This window comes from Achromobacter sp. Bel, assembly GCF_012928505.1.
Lineage (GTDB): Bacteria > Pseudomonadota > Gammaproteobacteria > Burkholderiales > Burkholderiaceae_B > Achromobacter.
This window is the reverse complement of the sequence record NZ_JABBJN010000002.1, coordinates 178583-202383: the sequence shown is the minus strand read 5'-3', so window position 1 is coordinate 202383 and position 23801 is coordinate 178583. Positions and strand designations below refer to the sequence as shown.

Genomic DNA, 23801 nt, shown 5'->3' with positions numbered 1-23801 from the left:
GCCCGACTTCCGGCGCGCTCCGGGCACGTGGGTGCCGCATCATGCACAGGCCGCGCTTTATACCCGCCGCCATCTATGCAAAGGACGATATATTCGTTTGAGTTACTAGGGCTCCGCGGCATGATGGCCGCCATGAGACTCCAACCGATCATCGTCCCCGGATGGAAAAACTCCGGACCGGACCACTGGCAATCCCGCTGGGCGACGCTGCTGCCCCATGCGGTGCGCATCCAGCAGCGCGACTGGGAAAACCCGGCGGCGCCAGAATGGATTTCAACCCTCGCGGCAGAAATCGACCAGGCCCGCAGCCCGGTGCTGCTGATCGCCCACAGCCTGGGCTGCCTGATCAGCGCCGCCCTGCCTGTTCCGCTGAGGGTAAAGGTCGCTGGCGCCCTGCTGGTGGCGCCAGCGGACGTGGAACGCGCCGATGCCCCGGCCTGCCTGCGCGGGTTCGCCCCCATCGCGCGCCAACCACTGTCATTCCAAAGCGTGGTAGTCATCAGCGACAACGACCCCTACTGCCGACTGGAACGTGCCCGCGCCTTCGCTCAGGACTGGGGCAGCCGGGTGGTCGTGCTTCCCGGCGCCGGGCACATCAATGCCGAAAGCGGCCTGGCCGACTGGCCCCAGGGACTCAAGATATTCGGCGCGCTGCGCCGCCGCGCATCCTGGCGAATCCCGACGCCCGCCAAGCGGATCCCGCCCGTGCCGGTTTGCAGCTTGCCCTGATTTGCGGCGACAATACGCCCAGCCGACTATGAAACGCGTCTTTGACGCGTTTTTTTTCGCGCTGAATCTGTGGGGTCAACAGCTTGGGGCCAACGACTTGGAATATTCCGAATTTCGACCGCTTGCGACCCAATCATTGCAAGCTTTGCAGGCAGTAACGCAAATGAACCCGGTTTTCATCGGATCTGAATCGTTTTGATTAATCTTGCCCAATAAAAGTTACATATGATTGATATCCTACGCCCCCAAGAGGCTTGAAGACAGCGAAATGAAAGGCTTGCCCGTGTTTGCCAGAGAAGCCAGCGGCGGCGTGCCTTGGCCTGTAATCAGTTGAATCTCGGCGTACAGTAAAATCATTCTGTTTAAATCAAATTGTTTCTGCTCGTGCACCGCACAAATGCCCCGCCTTTGTCCTGACAGGTGGAAGAGAAGGCGTCGGTCTAGCTGGAAAACACAAGACTCAAGTAATGAGAATAACGAGAATTTTCAAGGCGCTCCGGCAGCGGCGCCCGCGCAGTGTCCAGTACAAGGGGGCCGTCCGCGCGATGGCAGCAACAGGGAGAACCGCCATATCGGGCCGCATCGGCCGCACTTGACCATCAGGCACAGACTCAGTCTTGGTCTGATCGACAAGGCGTCCGGCCATTCCGGCACCCTGGCCGTTACCGGCTCCCATTCCCCTTGCGGCTTGACCGCATTCTCATATTCCACGTCGCAGCACGACGCGGCAAGAAGGACACTGCATGGCTAAGCGCGTTGCCGTCATCGGATTATCGTTCCGATTCCCCAGCACCACTGTAGACAACTACTGGCCAGCGCTGCTGGAAGGCCGTGACCTAGTCTCCCGCGTTGCCGAGGACCGCTGGTCCGCCGACGCCTATCTGCACCCCGCCAAGGATCACCCGGGCACGGCCTATACCTTTGCCGCCGGCTCGATTGGCGACATCGCCGGTTTCGATGCCGGCTTCTTCGGCATTTCCCCGCGCGAAGCCGCCCTCATGGACCCCCAGCAACGCCTGCTGCTGGAAATGAGCTGGGAAGCCATGGAACAGGCGGGCGTGCGCCCGTCCACCCTTCGCGGCACGAACTGCGGCGTCTACATTGGCATCGCCAGCTCCGACTACGCGTATCGCCTGGCTGAAGACCTGAACGCCGTCGACGCATCGATGGCGACGGGCAATACCGCCAGCATCGCCGCCAATCGCCTTTCGTATTTCTTCGACCTGCGCGGGCCCAGCATCGCCATGGACACGGCATGTTCGTCATCGCTGGTGGCTTTCCACCAGGCATGTCGCGCCATCGTTTCGGGCGAATGCAGCCAGGCCCTTGCTGGAGGCGTGAGTCTGCACCTCCACCCTTACGGTTTCATTACATTTTCCAAGGCATCGATGCTGTCGCCGCGCGGGCGCTGCAATGTCTTCGACGCGGCAGGTGACGGCTACGTCCGATCGGAAGGCGGCGGCATCTTCCTGCTGAAGGACTACGACCGGGCCGTCGCCGACGGCGACAACATCCTGGCCGTCGTGGCCGGGTCGGCCGTCAACACCGACGGCCGCAAGTCAGGCTTGACGGTGCCCAGCGCCGACGCCCAGGCCACGCTGATGCGCCAGGCCTACGAACAGGCGGGCATCTCGCCCGCCGACATCGATTATCTTGAAGCGCACGGCACCGGCACCGCGGTCGGCGATCCGATCGAGACGCGCGCCATCGGCGCCGCCCTGGCCCAGCAGCGCGGCAAAGACGCGCCGCTGCCCATCGGTTCGGTCAAGAGCAACCTGGGCCACCTCGAAGCCGCCTCCGGCGTCGCCGGCCTGGTCAAGGCGATGTATGTGCTGCGACATCGCGTGGTGCCGGCCACCATCGGCATCAAGACGCTCAACCCCAAGATCGAGTTCCAGAACTGGAACCTGGACGTCGTCACCCAGAACCGCAAGCTGCGCCAGAAGGGCAAGCTTGTCGTCGGCGTGAACTCGTTCGGCTTCGGCGGCGCCAATGCCCACGTGATCCTGGAAAGCGCGCCACAGCGCAGCCCGGCCGCGGAAGGCAAAATGGCCAAGACCGCTCCGATTCCGGTGCTGGTGTCCGGCAAGTCCCCCCAAGCGTTGAAAGCCGCGGCGCGGCAGATGGCGGAGGCCTTGCGCGGCCAGCCTGCCAAATTCCTGTACAACGCGGCTTATCACGCCGCGATGCGGCGCGACTGGCACGCAGAACGCGCCGTGGTCTTCGGTACCCATTGCAACACCGTTGCCGACCTGCTCCAGCAATTTTCCGACGATGCTGAGCCCAATCCTGAAGTGACAGTCGGTACCGCGCTGAAACAAGCGCGCGGCCCCGTCATGGTCTATTCGGGCAATGGTTCGCAATGGGCCAAAATGGGGCGCCGCTTGTTGGCAGACCCGGTTTTCGCCACCGCCATCGACGAAGTCGACGCCCTGTTCTCGCAGTACGCGGATTTCTCGCTGCACAAGGAACTGGCCGGCGAGAACGGCGACGACCGCTATGAACGCACCGAAATCGCCCAGCCCGCGCTGTTCGCGCTGCAAGTCGGCATCACGCGCATGCTGGCGCAACGCGGCGTCGTGCCGTCCGCCGTCATCGGCCACAGCGTCGGCGAAGTCGCGGCCGCCTGGGCCTGCGGTGCCCTGAGCCTGCCCGACGCCGTCTGCGTCATCTTCCAGCGCAGCCGCCTACAAGGCGAAACCAAGGGCCAGGGCCGCATGACGGCCGTGGGCATCAGCGGTGAAGAAGCGCTGGCGCTGATCGCCCAGCACAACCTGGGCGACCGTGTCTGCGTAGCTGGCTTCAACAGCAGCCGCGGCGCGACCGTGGCCGGCGCGCCCGAAGCCTTGAGCGTGCTTGAAGGGGCGTTGGCCGAGCAGGCCCTGTTCTTCCGGCGCCTGGATCTGGACTACGCTTTCCATAGCCCGGCCATGGATGGCATCGAAGCGGGCATCTACGAATCGCTGGCGGGCATCCAGCCGCGCGCGAACGACGTCCCCTTCTACTCCACCGTCACCGGCGCCCCACTCGACGGCGCCTTGCTGACCGCCGACTACTGGTGGCATAACGTACGCGAACCCGTCCGCTTCGAGCAGGCCGCCAATCAGCTGGCCGCCGAAGGCAACAACATTTTTGTCGAAGTCGGTCCGCATCCGCTGTTGCGCTCGTACCTCAACGACACGCTCAAAACCGCCGACATGCAGGGCCGAGTGCTCAGCACTGCCACGCGCGGCGGCGACGATCCCGAAAAAATCTGGACCGCTGCCGGGCAAGTCATCGCCAGCGGCGGCCAGCTCGACCTGCAGTCGCTCTTCCCGTGGGAAGGCACGGCGGTCGACTTGCCGACCTATCCTTGGCAGCGCGAGCGCCATTGGCATCCCACCACGCCGGAATCGCTTGGCCTGCTGTCGCGGCGCCAGGTGCATCCGCTGCTGGGGTACCCGTTGCAGCAGCATGAGCATTCCTGGCAAAACCAGCTGGACACGCAGTCTCATCCCACGCTGGCCGACCACGTCGTCGGTGACGCAGTCGTCTTTCCCGGAACCGGTTTCGCCGAAATCGCCCTGGCAGCCGCGCTGCAGTGGCAGGATGGCGACTATGCCGAGCTGGAAGAACTGGAAATCCACGCCCCGCTGCTGCTGAACGCCTCGCCCAGTAAATTGACGCGTTTCCTGCTGGACGACGCCGACGGCCGGTTCCGCATCAACGCCAAGGACAACAACAGCACGGAACCGTGGGTCAAGCACGCCAGCGGCCGCCTGCTGCGCGAAGCCGGCTCGGCGCGCCTCACGCAGGCCAAACTGATCCTGCCGACCCGCGCGCCAGACTTTACCGGCGACTCCCATGAAGCCCTGACCCGCGCCGTCGGCCTGGATTACGGTACGGCCTTCCGCGCCGTATCGCACGGCTGGATGGAATCGGACAGCAGCGTCGTGGCGGTCCTGCAAGCCGATCCCGTCATCGAAAGCGAGCTTGGCGCCACGCATCTGCATCCTGCGCTGCTGGATTGCACGTTCCAGCTGATCATCCAGTTGCTGCGCAATGATCCGGCCATGGGCCAGGGCATTGCTTTCGTGCCCTCCAAGATCGGGCGCCTGAGCCTGCACGCGAAGGCCGGCCAGCCTGCGGCCGCGCGCGTGCGGCTGGAACGCCGGGCACCGCATTCGCTGACCGCCAGCTTCGAACTCTACAACGCCGCCGGCGAACAGATTGCCGCCGTCGAGCAGGCGCGGTTCCGCAGCATCCGGCTGCGCAAGCCGGCCGCCGACCATCTCAATTTCCTGGACATCGTCGCCACGCCGCGTCCGTACGCGCCGTTCGGCCCTACGTCCTTGGACCACGCCACACTGCGCGCCGCCCTGGCCGACGCGGTCGCCGATTGCGTCGAAGACGGCGCGCATGCGCGCTACGCGGAAGAAGTCGATCCGCTGCTGGAAAGCCTGTGCTATGGCTTTTCATTGGATGCGCTGCGCCAACTCGCGCCAGACGGCCGGCTTGTGCCGTACGCGCTGATCACCGAACTGTGCCGTTATGCGCCGGACTCCGCGCTGCTGCTGCAACACACCATCGCGCGCGTGACGGCTGCGGGCTACGCGGAAGCCATCGCTGCAGGCGTCCAGTTGCCTCTGCCGGACAACACCGACAGCGGCTCCGCGGACATCTGGAACACCCTGCTGCGCGAGTATCCGGACTACGCGCAGATCGTCCACGCGGTCGGCCGCGTCGGCCTGCACCTGCCCGCCCTGTTGCGCGGCGAGGCCACGCTGGATGCCGTCTGCCCGCGCGCCAGCACGCCTGCCTCGATCGGCCGCAGCGCCTTGGGCGCCGCCAGCGGCCAACGATTGGGCACCGCCTTGCGCACCGTGCTGTCGCAGGCGCAAGCCAATCGCCTTGCGGGCCAGCGCCTGGCCGTGATCGAAGTCGGCCAGGCTGCCCCCCTCTTCGCCTTCAGTTGCTGTGACGCACTGGATTTCAACGTGGCGGACTACTGCTACGCGTCGAATAATGCGGATGTGCTGGAACACGTCGTCCATCAGCAAGCGGAACGCTACCCCAACGCCCGCACCGAACTTATCGGTGAAGGCGGCGTTGCCCCCACGGCCCAGTGCGACCTGGCTATCTTCCACTGCGAATTCGACACCCTGGAAGCCGCGCGCGCCGCATTGCGCCACGCACGCGCCAGCCTGCGCGAGGATGGCGTACTGCTGGTTTGCGGCGCCCACCCCGCCGCGTGGGGCGATTTCGTTTTCGGCGGCCGCCAGAACTGGTGGCAAACCAGCGAGGACGGCGCGCAGCTGTCCACGCAGCAACCCGCCGACTTCTGGCTGGATGAACTCCGGTCGCTCGGATTCCTGTGCGACAGTCCGCTGGAATTCTCGGCGTCGTTCACCAGCGGAGCCTATCTGCTGACGGCCCGGCTGGAAGGCGAGCAAGCGCCGATGGCCCTCGTGGACGCCGACGCCGGAAACTCCCCTGCAAACTGGCTGATCCTGGGCGACCGCAATCCCGAGCATGGCGCCGGTTTGGCGCAATCGCTGGAGGCCAAGCTGAAGGCCGCCGGCCACCACGTCCGCTTGGCCATTCAAGCAGCGCCCGATGACTTGGACGGCCTGTTGCGAAACGGCGCGACCGGCCCGGTCAACCACGTGATCCATTTGGACGGACTGGCTTGGGCCGACGCGCATCAGACCCCTGAGGCGCTGCTCGCCCTGCAGACCCGCCGCTGCGCCACCGCAGCCGCGGTGATTCAGGCTTGCGAACGCACACAGACGGCCGCAACCGTATGGTTGGTCACCGCGGATGCCGTGCAGTATCTGCGCCACGCGCCCGAAGCCCCCGCAGCCATGCACGCGCTGAATGACGCCGCGCTGTGGGGCTACGGCCGCACCCTGGCCAACGAAGCCTCCAATTACCGCATCCGCATGGTCGACCTGCCGCTGGCGCATGCCGGCGACCTGGTCGACGCGCTGATCCGCGAACTGACCTGCGTGGACAGCGAAGACGAGATCATCTTCGACGAAAGCGGCGCGCGCTACGCCCCGCGTCTGCGCCACGCCCCGCGTCCTGCGCATGCCGCCGCCAGCGATGCCGCATCGCACGCCGTGCGCCTGGGCTTCGAGTTTCCCGGCCAATTACGCAACCTGCGCTGGGAATCGTGCCCGGCCCCGGCGCCGGCCGACGACGAACTTGAAGTCCGCATCGAAGCCACCGGCCTGAACTTCCGCGACGTCATGTACGCGTTGGGCCTGCTGTCCGACGAGGCCATCGAAAACGGCTTTGCCGGCCCGACGCTTGGCCTGGAATTCTCGGGCACCGTCACCCGGGTCGGGTCGGACGTGGACGGCTATGCCGTGGGCGACGCCGTCGTGGGTTTCGGCCCCGCCAGTTTCGGCGACCGCGTGCTCACCAAGCCCAGCGCCATCTCGCACATCCCGGAGGGCTTCTCCTTCGAAGCCGCCGCGACCATCCCCAGCACGTTCTTCACCGTCTACTACGCCCTGCATCACCTGGCGCGCCTGGAAGAAGGCGAGAAGATCCTGATCCACGGCGCTGCCGGCGGCGTCGGCATCGCCGCCATCCAATTCGCGCAATGGCTGGGCGCAGACATCTACGCTACCGCGGGTTCCGACGAAAAACGCGACCTGCTGCGCTTGCTGGGCGTGCGCCATATCTATGATTCGCGTTCGCTGTCATACGCGGACGAGATCCTGGCCGACACTGGCGGCCGCGGCGTCGATGTCGTGCTGAACTCGCTGGCCGGCGAAGCCATCAACCGCAACCTGCGCGTGTTGAAACCGTTCGGCCGGTTCCTGGAACTGGGCAAACGCGACTTCTACGAGAACACCCGTATCGGCCTGCGCCCGTTCCGCAACAACATCAGCTACTTCGGCATTGATGCCGACCAACTGATGAACGAGCGCCCGGACCTCACCCAACGCCTGTTCGGCGAGATGATGGCGCTGTTCCGCGAAGGCGCGCTGCACCCCTTGCCGTATTCCGTCTTTGACGCGAACGATATCGTCGACGCCTTCCGCTATATGCAACAGGCACGCCAGATCGGCAAAATCGTGGTCACTTACCGCAACGGCATCAGCGGCGTCCATACGCCCATACCGCAAGCCGCGCCGGGCTTGGCGTTGCCTGCCGACGCCACCTATCTGGTCACCGGCGGTCTGGGCGGATTCGGTTTGCGCACCGCTCAGTGGTTGGCCGACAAGGGCGCCCGCCATCTGATTTTGATCAGCCGCAGCGGCCCTGTCACCGAGGCCGCACAAGCCGCCCTCTCGGCGTTCGAAGCGCAAGGCGTACGTGTCCACGCCGCCGCCTGCGACGTGACCGACCGCGAGGCCCTGGCGCGCCTGCTCGACGATACCGCTCGCAACATGCCCGCCCTCCGGGGCGTCGTCCACGCGGCGGTTGTCATCGACGACGGCTTGGCCCGCAGTGCCACGCCCGCCCAGATCGAACGTACGCTCGCTGCCAAGGTGCTGGGCGCCCAGCACCTGCATGAACTGACCCGCGCCTTGCCGCTGGACCTGTTCGTCTTCTATTCGTCGGCCACGACCTTGTTCGGCAACCCCGGCCAAAGCAACTACGTTGCCGCCAACGGTTGGCTGGAACGCCTGGCCGCGCAACGCCGCGCGGAAGGCCTGCCGGCCACCTGCGTGCGCTGGGGCGCCATCGACGACGTCGGTTTCCTGGCGCGCAACCAGAAGATCAAGGACGCACTGCAAAGCCGCATGGGTGGCGGCGCGCTGGCGTCGCAGGTCGCCCTGGATGCGCTTGAAGACATGATCGTCGCCGATGTTTCGGGCCTGGGCGTGCTGGAGCTGGACTGGCGGGCACTCAGCCGTTTCCTGCCCAGCGCCAATTTGCCGAAGTTCTCGGAAATCGCTCGCCAGGCGGGCGATAACGGCGACGACGATAGCGGCGCCGACGACATTGCCCACCTGATCGCCACGCTGGACGATGCCGCGCTCCACGAACGGTTCACCGACATGCTCAAAGCCGAGATCGGTGAAATCCTGCGCGTCTCTCCCGACAAGATCGAAGCCACCCGCTCGGTCTACGACATGGGCCTGGACTCGCTAATGGGCGTGGAACTGGTGGTGGCGCTGGAGAACCGGTTCGGCATCCGCCTGCCGGTGATGGCGCTGAACGAAAGCCCCACGCCTGCCAAGCTGGCCGAAAGACTCGTGCTGCTCTTGCGCGACGAACACGACGATCAAACCGATGCCGTGACCGCCAGCGTTCAACAGGTGGTCGCCAGCCACGCAGCGGAAGTCGGGTCCAGCACCGTCTCGGATTTCGTCGACGAAATCAAGATGAACGGCAGCCTCCCCATGCAACGCATGATCCAGTAGGTCAGAATTAATTGAGCACCATGAAGAAGTTGCCTGGCCTTGCCGCAGGCATCAAAGACAAGCTGATCCAGCAAGCCTTGGAGCGCAAGCTGCGCCAGGCCGCCTCCCCCGGCGGCCAGGCGCCTGCGCGCCCCGCCGAGAAAAAGGCCGAGATCCCGGAGGAACACTACCGGTTCCACCTGCATCCCGGCTATCAGCAATTGCGCATCATCAACGATGGCGCTAAACGCCTGGGCGTTAAGAACCCCTTTTTCAAGCTGCACGAAGGCACCGCCGGCGCGGACACGCACATTGGCGGGCGTGAGTTCATCAACTACGCCAGCTACAACTACCTGAACATGTCGGGCGACCCCGCGGTCACCGCGGCGGCAAAGGCCGCCATCGACCGCTACGGCACGTCGGTATCCGCCAGCCGCCTGGTCTCGGGTGAACGCCCCGTGCACCGCGAACTGGAAGAGGAAATCGCCGCGCTGTACGGCGTGGACGACGCCATCACGTTCGTCAGCGGCCACGCCACCAACGTATCGACCATCGGCTACCTGTTCGGTCCCCGCGATCTCGTCGTCCACGACGAACTGATCCACAACAGCGTCCTGCAAGGCATTCAGTTGTCCGGCGCACGCCGACTCCCCTTCCCGCACAACGACTGGGAAGCGCTGGACACCATTCTGAACGAGCAACGCCATCAGTTCGAACGCGTACTGATTGTGCTGGAAGGCATCTACAGCATGGACGGGGACTACCCCGACCTGCCCCGCTTCATCGAAATCAAGCAACGCCACCGCGCGTTCCTGATGGTCGACGAAGCGCATTCGCTGGGCGTCATGGGCGCCCGCGGCTATGGCATCCGCGAACACTTTGGCGTGGATGGCAAGGACGTCGATATCTGGATGGGCACGCTGAGCAAGACGCTGGCGGGTTGCGGGGGGTATATCGCGGGAGAGACGGCGCTGGTGGAGCATTTGAAGTTCCTGGCGCCGGGGTTTCTTTATAGCGTCGGAATGCCGCCGAGTGTCGCGGCCGCGTCATTGGCCGCACTGCGAAGGATGAAGGAATTGCCCGATCGGGTCGCGACCTTGCAGGCACGGGGGAAGTTCTTCCTGGAGCAAGCCAAAGCCGTGGGGATCGATACAGGCACAAGTTCCGGCATGGCGGTGGTGCCAGCGATTACGGGAAGTTCATTAAAGGCGACCCGCTTGTCAGCGGCATTATTCAAGCAAGGCGTCAATGTGCAACCCATCCTGTACCCGGCCGTACCCGAAAAGTCGGCCAGATTGAGATTCTTTATTTCCTGCATGCATACCGAGGACCAGATCCGACACACGATTTCGTCATTGAAAAAGCATATCTGAATATGCAAGCACTTCCATGTGCAGTCGCGCAGCCTCGAGGGCATCAGTTGCACAAATCGGATGGATCACCCTCGCGCGCAGGTTACATCGAAAAATTTCAATCCAAAGCGGCGAATAGATCAATAAATTGACCTCTTTTTTAATTCACAGCCAAATTGAAATCTTACTCGCGTATCATCCGCCCCGTCGGGGCCAGCCCAACAAGGCCGATTTGCGAAGAGATATAGCTTTTGATTATGTCTGGCGTGATTAATTCAAGGTGGTATTTCACACCTTTTTTCCTGTGGAGCTTCAGCTTTTAATGAAAGTCCTCACCGTATTTGGGACACGACCCGAAGCCATCAAAATGGCCCCCGTTGTCGCGGCACTCAGCGCAAATACCACGATTGAGTCTCGCGTATGCGTTACTGGCCAGCACCGACACATGCTTGACCAGGTGCTGAATCTGTTCGGCATCAAGCCCGACTACGATTTGGACATCATGCGGCCGGGCCAGGATCTGTATGCAATCACAGCGCGCGTACTGGAAGGCATGCGCGATGTTCTGCAGGATTTCCGCCCGGACTATGTGCTCGTGCATGGCGACACGACCACGACGTCGGCAGCTGCGATGGCCGCGTTCTACGCCCGCATTCCGGTGGGACATGTTGAAGCAGGGTTGCGGACGCACAACATCTATTCACCGTGGCCTGAAGAGGCCAATCGCCAAGTGACTGGTGTACTGTCGTCTCTGCACTTTGCGCCGACCGAGCAGTCCCGGCAAAACCTTCTCATTGAAAACAAGCCGGATTCGGCCATTCACGTCACTGGCAACACTGTCATTGATGCGCTGCTTGTGGTCCAGGACAAGGTCAAGGAAAACGGGCAGCTCAAGACCGCGCTGCATGCGCAATATCCGTTCCTGAACGGCGACGCGCGGATCGTTCTTATCACCGGCCATCGCCGGGAGAACTTCGGTGGCGGATTCGAAAACATCTGCCAAGCGATTCGGGATCTGTCCCAACGCTACCCCGCCATGCACTTTGTTTACCCCGTGCATTTGAATCCCAACGTACGCGAACCGGTCAACCGCCTGCTGAACGATCTGAATAACGTGCACTTGATCGAGCCTCTCGAATACGAGCCGTTCGTCTACTTCATGAGCAAGAGTTTTCTGATCTTGACCGATTCCGGTGGCATTCAGGAAGAAGCCCCCTCTCTGGGCAAGCCCGTTCTGGTCATGCGCGACACGACGGAACGCCCTGAGGCGGTCGCTGCTGGCACGGTGCGCATGGTAGGCACGGACGCACATCGCATCGTGCAGGCCGTCAGCGAACTCTCAGATGACCAGAGCACTTATCAAAAAATGGCCTATGCACACAACCCGTATGGGGATGGCCAAGCATCGCCTCGCATTGTCCAAGCCCTGTTGAACCACTTCCAACCAGAAAAGATCTCGAAATGACGCACAACGCCACTCCCTCCACTGTTTCCGTCATCGGCCTCGGATACATTGGTTTGCCTACGGCAGCCGTGCTGGCCTCTCGGCAGGTCAAGGTCATCGGCGTCGACATCAATCAGAACGCGGTCGATACGATCAACCGTGGCGCGATCCACATTGTCGAACCCGGCCTTGAACAAATCGTCCAGTCCGTCGTGAAGGAAGGCTGGCTTCGAGCCACCACGACGCCTGAACCGGCGGATGCATTCCTGATCGCCGTGCCCACGCCCTTCAAGGGAGATTACGAGCCGGATTTGTCGTACATCCGCGCGGCTACGGAAGCCATCGCCCCGGTCCTGCGCCCTGGAAATATCGTCATTCTTGAGTCGACCTCTCCCGTAGGCACCACAGAACAAATGGTGCAATGGCTTTCCGAATTGCGCCACGACCTGAAGCTGCCGCTGCAAGGCAGCGTCGATAGCGACGTCTATGTTGCCTACTGCCCGGAACGCGTACTGCCCGGACAAGTCGTGCGCGAACTCGTCGCCAACGACCGCATCGTGGGGGGTATCAATCCCATATCTGCTCAAAAGGCAAAGAGCGTCTACAGCCTTTTCGTAGAAGGCCAATTGCTCGAAACGAACGCGCGTACCGCAGAGATGTCTAAGTTGACTGAAAATGCGTTCCGCGACGTGAACATCGCGTTCGCCAATGAGCTATCGCTGATCTGCGACAAGCTCCAAATCAATGTCTGGGAACTCATCGACCTGGCAAACCATCATCCGCGGGTCAAAATCCTGCAGCCTGGCGCCGGCGTGGGCGGCCACTGCATTGCCGTAGATCCGTGGTTCATTGTCAATAAGACGCCGGAGCAAGCGCGTTTAACGCGCACCGCCCGAGAGGTCAATGACTCGAAGCCGCATTGGGTTTTCGGACAGATCGAAGCGGCGATTCATCAGGTCGAGGCCCATGGCACGCCGAAGGGCAAAGTCAAGGTCGCCCTGCTCGGTTTGGCGTTCAAGCCCAATATCGATGACTTGCGCGAAAGCCCTGCTTTGCACATTGCACAAGAGATCAGCGAAAGGATCGATTGCGAACTCAGCTTCGTGGAACCTTTCGTGGATGAGTTGCCTGCTTCGCTCAAGCGAGGCGAACTGGCGACGCTGTCCGATGCACTGAGCCAGGCTGATGTGGTCGCTGTCTTGGTCAAGCACAGCCTTTTCACCGAGGCGCCCCTCCGCGTCAAGGAAGGTGCACGCTTGGTCGATGTCGTCGGCATGCCCAGCAGCCATTAACCCCAATCTGGCAGAGCGGCGCGCTCGTGGAACGCCACTCTGCTCGAATGAGAACCCGGACGCTCAACCTGGCACATCCTGCCTGTTGAGTGTCCTCATTTTTTACGACGAGAGCTATGTCAGCCGTACTTACGATGCAGCAACGAGGATGGGAAGCCTACGCCGGGAAACTGGGCGTGGAGCTAATGCAGAACACTCAAAAATTCCTGGATTGGCTCTGCGGCCAAGTGGAAGGTGAGTTCATTCTGGATGCCGACTGCGGTCAGGCCGCAATCCTTATGCTGCTTGCCCGCGAAGGCAAGAACGTCGTAGGACTTAGCTCTGATGCCGCGATCCTTGGGCAGGCCCGCGCCTTCATCGCAGACGAACCTTCGCAAGTACAGCGCAACATCACGCTGCATAGTGGTTCGCTGTTGGATGTCAATGCGCTGGTTGACCGCAGTTTCGACACCATACTTCTTCCGCAAGGCATTGCGCTGACCACTCAGCCCGAAGATTCCATCGAAATCGCGTTCCGGAAACTCAAACCCGGGGGCCGCCTGATCTCACTATGGCCGTTCGGCGCGTTATCCCCCTCCGGCTCCGCGTACTACTTGAGAGAACCGGCCAATTTGTTGGCTCGGCATTTCGAGACAACGCTGGTCCGGCTCTTCGGCGACACGATGGTCATCATCTGCAAACCGCGGGCCAAGGTGCTGGAACGCCTCCCCACCATCGCCGCATGGCCGGACGACGTCATTCAAGAGGCGGAATCCGCCCTGACCGCGAGCCAAATGGCCTCCAAGGCGCAATGGAATACGACGCAGGGTGAACTGCGAGAACTGAAGCGCGAACTCGCCCGTGCCAGTACCGAACTCGAAACACTCAGCCAACTGCAGGCGCAGCACGAGTCTCATGCAACGACGCTGAAGGCTCAACTCGAGGCGATCCAGCACGCCGAACGCGATGCGGTGGCAAACGTTCAGGAAGAACTAGGCCGACTGAAGGAACAGCTCAAAGAAAGCCAGGCCGCCGCAGAAAGCGCTAAGCACACGGCCAGCCAGGTACAGGCGCAGTCCCGCATCCTGGAGCTTGAGAAGGCGCAGGAAATTGCAGTGCTGCGGCATGAAAAGCTTCAACGTGACGTAACAATCCAGGACGCGCGTCGCGAAGCGGAACACCATGCCGCTCAAGCTCAACTGCAGATTCAGGAGGCCGACGATGCGCTCAGGACAGCTCACGCCGCTCGTGATGATGCTCTGCAGCGTTTGCACGCCGCGGAAACCGCCGTCAAATCCACGAGCTCTATGCTTGAACGGCGTGTGGACGAACTGCGGAGCGCATTAGCAGACAAGCAACAGGACATCGACGACTCTCAACAGCGAATCGATGAGCTGAGGGCACTGACTCTACAACGAGCACAGGCAATTGAAGTCCTCCAGGCGGATCATGCGCACTTGACACAGCAACATGAGCGCACGCTTGAGGAAAAGCAGAAGTCGGAGATTCGTCTCGAGAGCGAACTTGAAGGGTTACGGCATGACCACGACAGAATGCGAGCAGCCAAGCAGCATGCGGACGCACGGATTCAGACTTTGGAAAAAAGCGTTGCGGATTCCACCACCGCTCGCGAAGGGTCCGAGCAAGAACGTTCGAAATTGCAATTTTCGCTCAATACGCTCACAACCCAACTGTTTCAAGCCCGGACGGCGCAGCGGGACGCCCAGAGTGCGGCCATCAGCAAGATCCAAGATATTCAGACCCGGCTCACTCTCGCAGAAAATCAGGTAGCAGAATCTGAGGGGCGTTTGAAAGATGCTCAATTAAAAGCAAGAGCCATCGTTGCCCAATTTCGAGAAACTCAAAAGAATGAGAAAGAGGCGACGGAGAAAATTCGCCATCTTGAACGTCGCCTGCGCAACCTCCAGCTAGAAAAAGAGCAGGCGCTGCAGCAAGTCGAGCAAACTAGAAAGACGCTTTCGTTCCAGTTGGGCTACGCATTACTGCACGGCTTCAAATCCTGGTCCGCGTTTTTCTCCTTGCCATCGGAGTTCGTTCGTATCCACAAAGAAGGAAAGATCCGCCGCGAGAGGAAGCGTTTGAAACAGGCGGCTGTCGGCCAAAAAACGGTTAAAACGAATGCAGCTCACCAGCCGCCTGTGACAAAAATCCATGCCGACCCCATCATGCTTGCAGGAATTTCCGCACAAAACAGCAAAATGCGTGTAGCGGGCATTATGGACGAGTTCACGTACCACTCCTATGCGCCTGAGTGCGAGTTGCTCCAATTACGCCCCGAAACATGGCAAATGGAAGTGGAAGAATTTAAGCCGGATTTGATTTTCATTGAATCGGCGTGGAAAGGCGTGGAAGATCTATGGCAGCGCAAGATCAGCAACTGCGCAGAAGAGGTGCGCGCGCTACTTGCGTGGGCAAAGAAAAACCACGTACCCACCCTATTCTGGAATAAGGAAGATCCCGTCCATTTCAGCACATTCATCGAACTTGCCTCGCTCGTCGATCACGTGTTTACGACGGATATCGACTGCATCCCGAAATACAAGAAGATACTCGGTCACGGGCGCGTCTATCTTTTGCCGTTCGCTGCTCAACCCGCGGCCCACAATCCGATCGAAATCCACGAACGCAAAGACGCCTTCAATTTTGCGGGATCTTACTATTTGCGCTATCCCGAGCGTCAGCGCGATTTTGCTGCCTTAGTAGATACCGTAAAGAAATTCCGTCCGATTGAGATCTATGATCGAAATTACGAGAAACCACACCCGCACTATCAATTTCCCGAAAAATATACGCCATACATTTTGGGAAATTTGAAATTCGATGAGATCGACCGCGCCTACAAGGGCTACCGGTATGGCATCAACATGAACACCATCAAGCAATCTCAGACAATGTTCGCGCGACGCGTCTTTGAGTTGCTTGCATCAAATACCGTAGTGGTTAGCAACTTCTCTCGCGGAACAAGGTTGCTGTTCGGCGACCTCGTGATAGCCTCGGACGAAGCAACGCAAATTGAATCGCGCATTAGCACGCTCTATGCGGATGAACTGGCGTATCGCAAATTCCGGCTTGCCGGTTTACGCAAAGTTATGGCGGAACATACCTATCGCCATCGACTCTCCTATATAAAGGCCAAACTTTCATCGACTGCTTACAGTCAACAGATTCCGGCGGTGTTATTCGTCGCGCTAGCCGATTCCTCGCAGAGTTTGACATCCATTCAGGATTCTTTTCTGCGACAATCTCACGGGAAATGTCGCCTATGCGTCGTTACTACAGGCGCTACATCGGTGACGCCGCACGACCCTCGCATCAGCTACTTCAGCAGCGTTGACTCCCTCACCGCAGCGGTGCGTAATTTTGCGTCTCAATTCGAATTGATAGGCACACTGCATCCGCGAGATTACTACAGCACACACTATGCGGAAGATCTGGCTTGGGCTTCGACATATGGCAGCTCCGCCAGTGCATTCGGCAAGGCGACACGCTACACCTACCAGACTGGCGAATTGGCGTTGCTTGACGATGGAAAGCAATATCGCCCTGCAGCGGCCATGCTCCTCCGTTGCTCGGTCCTGCGCATCAAAGCGGTGACCGACACGGACATTACGCGCTGGCTCGAAACGCCAGACACTGCCAATAGTGAAGGTCATCAAGGCCTGTCGATCGACGAATTCAACTATTGCGAGGAGGGTGCCGCGGCTGACTCCGAAACACTTCTAACGACGCAGGATGCCACGCTGATCAATAAAGGGGTCTCATTCGACCAACACCTGGCACCTTTAGCCGAAGCGATTAAACCCGCGACCGCAATAAGTGATGATTCGGATGATGACCTTCCTTCCATCTCCGGCGCGGAACTGGCTAAGCGGTTGCGAGCGCCGGCATCCAAAATGATCACGCTTTCGGTAGAGGGCGATACGTTGAGCGTACGATCCAAGCTACCTCAAGAGAGTTTTGCTTACGTCTACGTTAAAGAATCCTCGCCACGTGCAGAGTTGAACATGGAACTCAATAGCCAGTTCACGCTGGTGTGCGATGATCCAGGGGAAGTACGCACGGTTTTCGAATTCCAGGACAAGGACAGGAAAAAGCTGTCACATTCAATTGTCGGAGCGGAAGGAACCCACGCTCTCGCGATCCCCAACGAATGCGTCTACATCCGCTTTGGCTTGCGGATTCAGGGGAATTGCAATCTCAAGATTCATAAATTAGTACTAGGTAGCCATGGCCAAAAGCCCTCAATCGTGATTGGTCGCTCAAACACATTAGTGCTTTCAAAGCAATATCCGGCCTACGACGATCTCTATAAGTACGGATTCTTGCATACCCGCGTCCGTGCCTATGCTCAGGCAGGACACGCCGTGGACGTATTCCGTATTAGCGCCCATCCTGGCCAGCCATATCGAGAATTCGAGAATATAGATGTAGCGAACGGGAACGCCGCCCTCTTGCGACAGTCCCTCGAATCTGGTCGATACACCAATGTGCTAGTGCATATACTCGACAAATCCATGTGGGACGTGCTCAAGGATTTTCTGGAACAGATAAATATCACAGTGTGGGCGCACGGATCGGAGATTCAAGTCTGGCAACGGCGCGCATATGAATTCTCCGACCTGAGCCCAGACGAAATCGCCCGAAAAAAGAAGCTCAGCGACAATCGGCGAAAGTTCTGGCGTGACGTATTCAGTAATACGAGCCCCAATCTACGATTTGTGTTCGTCTCGGAATGGCTGAAGCGCACCACAGAAGAGGACATGGACGTCTCCCTGACCGCAGACCGTTACATGGTGATTCCGAACCATGTCGATGGTGCCATATTCGACTACACGGTAAAGCAAGCCGGAGACCGCACGAAATTGCTCTCGATCCGCCCCTACGCAAATCGAACTTATGCAAATGACCTCACAGTTCAGGCAATTTTGAATCTGAGCCAAAAACCCTATTTTCAAAATCTGTCAATCGAACTTTGCGGCGACGGGGAGTTGTTCGATGAAACAACCGCCCCACTTGCCAATTTCCCTAACGTGAAACTCACTAAAGGTTTCTTGACACATACTGAGATATCGGCCAAACATAAGTCATACGGCGTTTTCCTGACGCCCTCGCGTATGGACACGCAGGGAGTTTCGCGAGACGAAGCGATGTCCAGTGGATTGGTGCCAATTACGACAAATACGGCTGCTATATCTGAATTCGTGTCGAAGGAAGAAGGGTTTCTCTGCCATCCCGAAGATGCTACCGCCCTATCCGCCGCGGTCGAACATCTTTTTCAGAATCCGGAAGACTTTCTTAAAAAATCAGAGGCTGCGAGTAAGCGGGTAGCGCAAACATTGGGTGTCGACAAGACGATAACCCGCGAACTTAACTTGTTTACACGGTGATCGACCACAGGGGGCCCGTTTAGCGAGGCCCCCCGCCAATTCGTCTCCGGCCGGCAAGGTAAAAGCCGGCTTAAAAAAACCGGCGGAGGTTCCATCGTACAATGTTGGGAAAGGCACAAAGCCCTCTCGTGCCCCCAACAGTCAGCCCGTGCCCCACCCGCCTTCGCGCGGCACGCAGGCAGGAGTAATAAATCAAATATGCAGATCGCTCCCGCAGCCTCCCCCCTCTCGTGTGCAGACATTTCGATGGACCCTATCCAGGTGCAACATGCCGCATTTCCGGCAGTCGCACTGTCGGATCCTATAGATTGGGCGATTAACCCTTACAATTCACCCGCGTGGCTCCATCATTTCATGAGTCTACGGTGGATTCCCGCCAATTTCGACGCGGATCTGTTGTTCCATATCGTCAAGAGTTTCCATCAGTTTCATTGCGCCAGAAAATCCCGCAACCCCTACTACACGCATCTCCGGGGCGATCACGCTGCGGTCATACGCATTGAGCAAGTTCTTTCTTTTCGTAAGCGGTTCAGTGAACTGGATAATATTCCGGCGATGGGGATATGCGACAGAATCATCAGAGCGGATGCACTTAACCTTCAGCGTGCAGAAATGTATAGGAATGGACACAATCACGGATTGATGGTGGACATTGCACTTTTAACGCTGTGGAATAACCACCCTGCCTACCGCGGCAGCATTGATCCCGTTGCCGTCGCAGCTAGGGGGCAAGCCACCCTCGACGAAATGTTCACATCTGGTGGAATCACTCGAGAACATTCCATCTCCTATCAGGAACACAATTACCCGCTGGCCATCCAGTTTCTTGATTTGCATCCCCAACACGATGAGGCCCGAATCAAGAACCGCAAATCCACGCTCGCAAAAAACACGAGGAAAATTCTCGCCTTCGCATTACGCGATTGTGGAGAATATCTAGCTGTGGGTGATACCCTTCGCGCACCAAACAAAAATATACGCGCGTCACATCCCGAGATCGCAGCCAATCAAAATGAACTGGCTAATCTTGGATTGAAAGGGCACAGGCTATACTCTGACACGGGATTATTCTTCTACAAGAGAAGAAAATCGGACGGCGACAATTTCCAGAAAAACATACACCTTTCTGCAACCTGCGGTTGGAATTCTGTAAATCACAAACAAGATGACGAGCTTTCTTTTTGCTTGGAAATCGATGGCGACCTAGTATTCGATGATCCGGGCTACACCGTAAATGTAATGTCCCGCGACCGAAATATCCGCAAGGCATCGGCCCATAGTACCGTCGAGATTACCGAAAAGCCATTTTGCGATGTCGGAGCCACCCCTCGGGGAAGCCGAATCGACGAATGGTTCGAAACTACGAATGGATTCGTCGTGGGCATGAGTCATGACAGGGTAGCTGACCACGCGATATCAAGAGAAATATCTTTGTATAGCGATTACTTGACTATCCGAGACAAAATACATCGTAGCGATTTTAGCAATTCGCTCCTAGCCTTCCACAATTTCGTGCTTCATCCGGACATCTCCGTCGAGATATCCGATCTTAAGGTCAAGCTCCATGCCAGAGGAAGCGCCTTAGTGGCGGAAATTGACGTCATAGAAGGGAATGGCTGCTGGAGCTCCGAAAATTTGGACTACATCGGACTCGATAAATATGTATATCTGAGCACCACAAAACTGGTGTTCAAGAGCCCACAAGAATTCTGCGAATTCAAAATAGAATTTTGAAATATAGCCACCATCAATCTAATGAATCTTAATCTTCTCCGCGACAGTCTAAATAATATAATAAAGAACTTGGATTTCTCCACCAGGGGCGAAGAAATCGTGAGATCCAAAAAAGTTCGGCTAGGGCCGTTCCCGCTCGTGGACTACACGCTCGATTGGGACCAAAATCCTTTAGAGAACCGCACATGGCAGTGGCGATGGGGTTCGCTGTCCGCACTACTTTATATTATCGCCTACCACCACACCACGTCAGATCGCAGTGCGTTGGACGTCGGCATCGCACTGATCGACGAATGGTCAAAGCTGTTTTCCGATTCTCGCCCTGAAGACAAGGATCTCTCAGAGTTCGTATGGCATGATCACGGGACGGCGCTGCGCGCAGAACACATTCTATTGTTCCTTGGATACCTCTCTGAACTTCCTGCAACGAAAATTGACGAAGAAGCACGCGCACGCTTCCTTCATGCCTCAAATTCGCTGCTGGAAAGGCACGCTGCAATCTTAGCAGAGGATGGATTTTATTCTGCCCATACTAATCATGGATTGGAGCAGGCACGCGTCCTGCTCCTCCTGGCTTCCATGTTTGAGGACGTCTGGCAGCATGCGATGGCTTGGCAAGCGACTGCGCTCGCGCGGCTGCAGTCAGAACTGGATTTCGCTTTTACCTCGGAGGGCGTCCATGTCGAAAACAGCCCTGCGTATCACATTTTTGTTTTCAAGACATTTATCTCTATTGTCCAAACCTACACGAAAACCGGGCATTTAGAACTGGCAAAGGCATTTATTCCAAAAGCCAGGAAAATACTGGAGTATATTGTCTACGTGCTGCGCCCAGACGGACATGTGCCTATTATCGGCGACACCGAAAAGCTCCGTCCTACAGATGCATTCAAAGAGTTGCTGGGCGAGAGCCAGGAATATCAGGAATTCCGTTACGCCCTAACCGCCGGAAAGTCTGGCGCCAAACCTCGCTTTCGATTCAAGATCTATCCAATATCAGGATATGCGATATACCGCGACACCTGGGATAACCAACGTGCGCTGCACGGCATTTTTAAAGCGGGCGCACTCAGCTCCTATCATCGACAAGAAGATGAAGGTAATTTGGTCGTATACGCATTTGGCGAAGATTGGCTCATTGATTCTGGCATGTACAACTACAATCATGGCGACCCGGTCCGAAAGTACGCGCGATCTAGATTTGCGCACAACGTCGCAGTTTTAGACGGCACGGCCTATAAGAAAAATTGGCCAGAGCTCAAAAATAGTTGGACATTGATAGATGAGAGATTAACTGGCACAAATAATCAAAGCACTATGACATTCTACGGATTCGTGGGTGCATCTACTGAACGCACCACGCAATTCGAGCCTCGGCGCATAACAGTCACAGACTCTTTGGTATGCGTGGACGGAACAGCCCGCACAGCACGAACGCTATGGCATGTAGATAATCAAAAAGATATAAACGTCGTAGACAACAACACCGTGCTCGTGCGCTCAAGAAAATCCGGGGCCACTATGACCATAACTACTACCGGGAAGACCCTTGGCTCAATAACGGTGCGAAGCGGGATCAGTGGAGCTAAGGTCGTGTCGGTGACATCAGACCGAGCCAACAAGTACGTACCGTCCAGTGTCATTGAATTTATTTGCGCGTCAGCGGTTAAGCACGAATTGAAAACCGTGATAGCCTTTTCGCAATAAGCTCTCTTTCCTCAAACGCCATGAAATACGATGCCCTGTTAGCCCTAATGGAGCCAATTCTGGCTCATCCAACGACAATAACAGCCCTACATAATGAAGCCAGAAACTGTCTCATCGCGGGTGACCTCAATAAATCCAAGCGTTTAGAGCAACTCATCAAGATATTTCACAATTCCTATGTTCCGGCAACGGTACAAATAGGCGCGGGAACAACGTTTGCCTATGGCGGAATAGGAACAATCATTCACGCCCAAGCAAAAGTAGGAAGAAACTGCTCCATAGGTTCGAATGTCACCATCGGCGGCGGTCAAGGAACACATCCAGCCACTAGGCTTTCGGTGCCTAAAATTGAAGATAACGTTTATATCGCCACAGGTGCCAAGATTTTCGGTCCTGTTCTAGTAGGAAAGTTCTCAATCATAGGTGCTAACGCCGTCGTCACCAAAGACGTCCCGGCTTTCACCATCATGGGAGGAAACCCGGCGAAGGAGATAAAAAAAATCACGAAGGATAATTACACCAGATACAAATCCTTCATTGGCCGGAATATCGAATATTCCGAAGGCATTTTCACTTGAGCACGATCTGGCGGCGGGGATATACATACCCCACGCTAGCACGTGAATCTTCAACTTTCCTAAAAAATCGAACTATCCTCGAGCTGCCGCAGCCGATGAGCCCAGGTATGTTTTTTCAACACCAATTGCGAGCCGTGCCGGGCCCGTTCCTGCGCCATCTCATATTGGCTAGCCGACCAGGCAACCACCTCCTCCATAGCCCCCCTCGAGGAGACGATATGGCAATACTCGGAGAATAGCTCCGACGCAGCCAGAGATGGCGTCGTGATCGCAACGCCTCCCACCGCAAGGATTTCTATTAAGCGGCGGGAGTACATTGTCGGCGAGGATTCGACCGTATTAACATTCAGATTGAATTTATAACTCTTATATAATGAGGCTGTTCTTTCGTACGGCACTCGGGACCGCACGATCAACCCCGGTAGCCGCGGATAGCGGTAGTGCAGAGATTTTCTGCCGGAGTTCCTATCATAGACATCCAGTCCTTTGGCAGAGAAAACTTCGAAAAGAGAATCTTGCCATTGCCTCCGTGTGGGATGGACATGCGTACCATAGCTTCCTATAAAGCAGCTATAGCCCCGATTCGCTCTCCCCTTCACTTCAGGATGGTGGAACCTCGGCTGGACGGGAAATGGAAGCGCCTCAATTATCGCTGCATTCGGAGAATCGGCTCGGTATTGCTCGATACAATTCTCATCGACAGTATAAATATACCTAAACAGTCGGGCGCTTCCAATAAATCTGGAATAGTGAACTGAATCTTCTTTATTCCAGAATACCGCGGGAATTCCTTCTCTCTCAGCGGCATCCAACATCCTGCGCAAATGCAAATTTGTTCGTTCCGGATGATCCGGATAGGAGGCTATACAGTATTTCCAGCTATTTCGAAACCCTTGCCAGGCAGACTCGACAAAAAGAACATCCGGGCGCCAATCGCGAAAGACACGCTCGAAATTTTCCGGTGTGACATTCCTTACTGTGCATTCGACCTCCAGGGACGCCTGTGTCAGAGCATCCGAAACCAAGGCCACCTTGAGCCTTGAAAACTCACCTGGAGAATGCTTGGCACGAAATGCGGAATTAAAGTAGTTCTTCAAAAAATACACAGGAATTTCTCGGAATTGGCCAACAGCCATTGGTCATGCCAAACATTTTTTGACAGATATTTAACATTTAGAAAAATATGGGCCAGCAATTTGCTGGGCATAGCAATGCATATATTTCAGATCTCATCTG

The 23801-nt window shown here is 57.7% G+C and carries 10 protein-coding genes; 9 read left to right on the top strand and 1 reads right to left on the bottom strand.

Annotated elements, in window-relative coordinates; all coding sequences use genetic code 11:
- Positions 1-132 precede the first annotated feature (132 nt).
- The 9 genes from HG262_RS02225 (at position 133) to HG262_RS02185 (ending at position 22565) form a co-directional block, all read left to right on the top strand.
- The gene (locus HG262_RS02225; protein WP_169269479.1) at positions 133-729 is read left to right on the top strand and encodes an alpha/beta hydrolase; all 597 of its coding nucleotides are present in this window, start codon (positions 133-135) and stop codon (positions 727-729) included.
- Between the two features lie 743 nt (positions 730-1472).
- Positions 1473-9092 carry a type I polyketide synthase gene (locus HG262_RS02220; RefSeq protein ID WP_169269478.1) on the top strand — a complete coding sequence of 2540 codons (7620 nt, stop codon included), beginning with the start codon at positions 1473-1475 and terminating at the stop codon, positions 9090-9092.
- 20 nt (positions 9093-9112) lie between these two features.
- Positions 9113-10444, top strand: coding sequence for an aminotransferase class I/II-fold pyridoxal phosphate-dependent enzyme (locus tag HG262_RS02215; protein ID WP_169269477.1), 1332 nt, complete (start codon positions 9113-9115; stop codon positions 10442-10444).
- Positions 10445-10745: 301 nt separating this feature from the next.
- Positions 10746-11888, top strand: coding sequence for a UDP-N-acetylglucosamine 2-epimerase (non-hydrolyzing) (gene wecB / locus HG262_RS02210; protein WP_169269476.1), 1143 nt, complete (start codon positions 10746-10748; stop codon positions 11886-11888).
- On the top strand, positions 11885-13159 hold the full coding sequence (gene wecC / locus HG262_RS02205) for a UDP-N-acetyl-D-mannosamine dehydrogenase (RefSeq protein WP_169269475.1): 1275 nt from the start codon (positions 11885-11887) through the stop codon (positions 13157-13159). The genes wecB and wecC overlap by 4 nt, the downstream gene beginning before the upstream one ends.
- Before the next feature lie 116 nt (positions 13160-13275).
- Positions 13276-18546, top strand: a complete 5271-nt coding sequence (locus HG262_RS02200; RefSeq protein ID WP_169269474.1) for a glycosyltransferase — start codon at positions 13276-13278, stop codon at positions 18544-18546.
- A gap of 198 nt (positions 18547-18744) precedes the next feature.
- Positions 18745-20280 (top strand): heparinase II/III family protein, encoded by a 1536-nt coding sequence (locus HG262_RS02195; RefSeq protein ID WP_169269473.1) that lies wholly within the window; start codon positions 18745-18747, stop codon positions 20278-20280.
- A gap of 69 nt (positions 20281-20349) precedes the next feature.
- Positions 20350-21987, top strand: coding sequence for a heparinase II/III family protein (locus HG262_RS02190; protein WP_169269472.1), 1638 nt, complete (start codon positions 20350-20352; stop codon positions 21985-21987).
- 20 nt (positions 21988-22007) lie between these two features.
- Entirely contained in the window at positions 22008-22565 is a 558-nt protein-coding gene (locus HG262_RS02185; RefSeq protein ID WP_169269471.1) for a hypothetical protein, read from the top strand.
- Between the two features lie 59 nt (positions 22566-22624).
- Here HG262_RS02185 and HG262_RS02180 read toward each other — a convergent pair whose 3' ends face one another.
- Positions 22625-23701: a glycosyltransferase gene (locus tag HG262_RS02180; RefSeq protein ID WP_169269470.1), complete on the bottom strand. Its 1077-nt coding sequence runs from the start codon at positions 23699-23701 to the stop codon at positions 22625-22627.
- Between the last annotated feature and the right edge of the window lie 100 nt (positions 23702-23801).

Bases quoted from the DNA above. Each gene is read 5' to 3' on its own strand.
- HG262_RS02180 (WP_169269470.1), bottom strand. From the start codon at position 23,701: ATGGCTGTTGGCCAATTCCGAGAAATTCCTGTGTATTTTTTGAAGAAC.
- HG262_RS02200 (WP_169269474.1), top strand. From the start codon at position 13,276: ATGTCAGCCGTACTTACGATGCAGCAACGAGGATGGGAAGCCTACGCC.
- wecB (WP_169269476.1), top strand. From the start codon at position 10,746: ATGAAAGTCCTCACCGTATTTGGGACACGACCCGAAGCCATCAAAATG.
- HG262_RS02225 (WP_169269479.1), top strand. From the start codon at position 133: ATGAGACTCCAACCGATCATCGTCCCCGGATGGAAAAACTCCGGACCG.
- HG262_RS02220 (WP_169269478.1), top strand. From the start codon at position 1,473: ATGGCTAAGCGCGTTGCCGTCATCGGATTATCGTTCCGATTCCCCAGC.
- HG262_RS02185 (WP_169269471.1), top strand. From the start codon at position 22,008: ATGAAATACGATGCCCTGTTAGCCCTAATGGAGCCAATTCTGGCTCAT.
- wecC (WP_169269475.1), top strand. From the start codon at position 11,885: ATGACGCACAACGCCACTCCCTCCACTGTTTCCGTCATCGGCCTCGGA.
- HG262_RS02195 (WP_169269473.1), top strand. From the start codon at position 18,745: ATGCAGATCGCTCCCGCAGCCTCCCCCCTCTCGTGTGCAGACATTTCG.
- HG262_RS02215 (WP_169269477.1), top strand. From the start codon at position 9,113: ATGAAGAAGTTGCCTGGCCTTGCCGCAGGCATCAAAGACAAGCTGATC.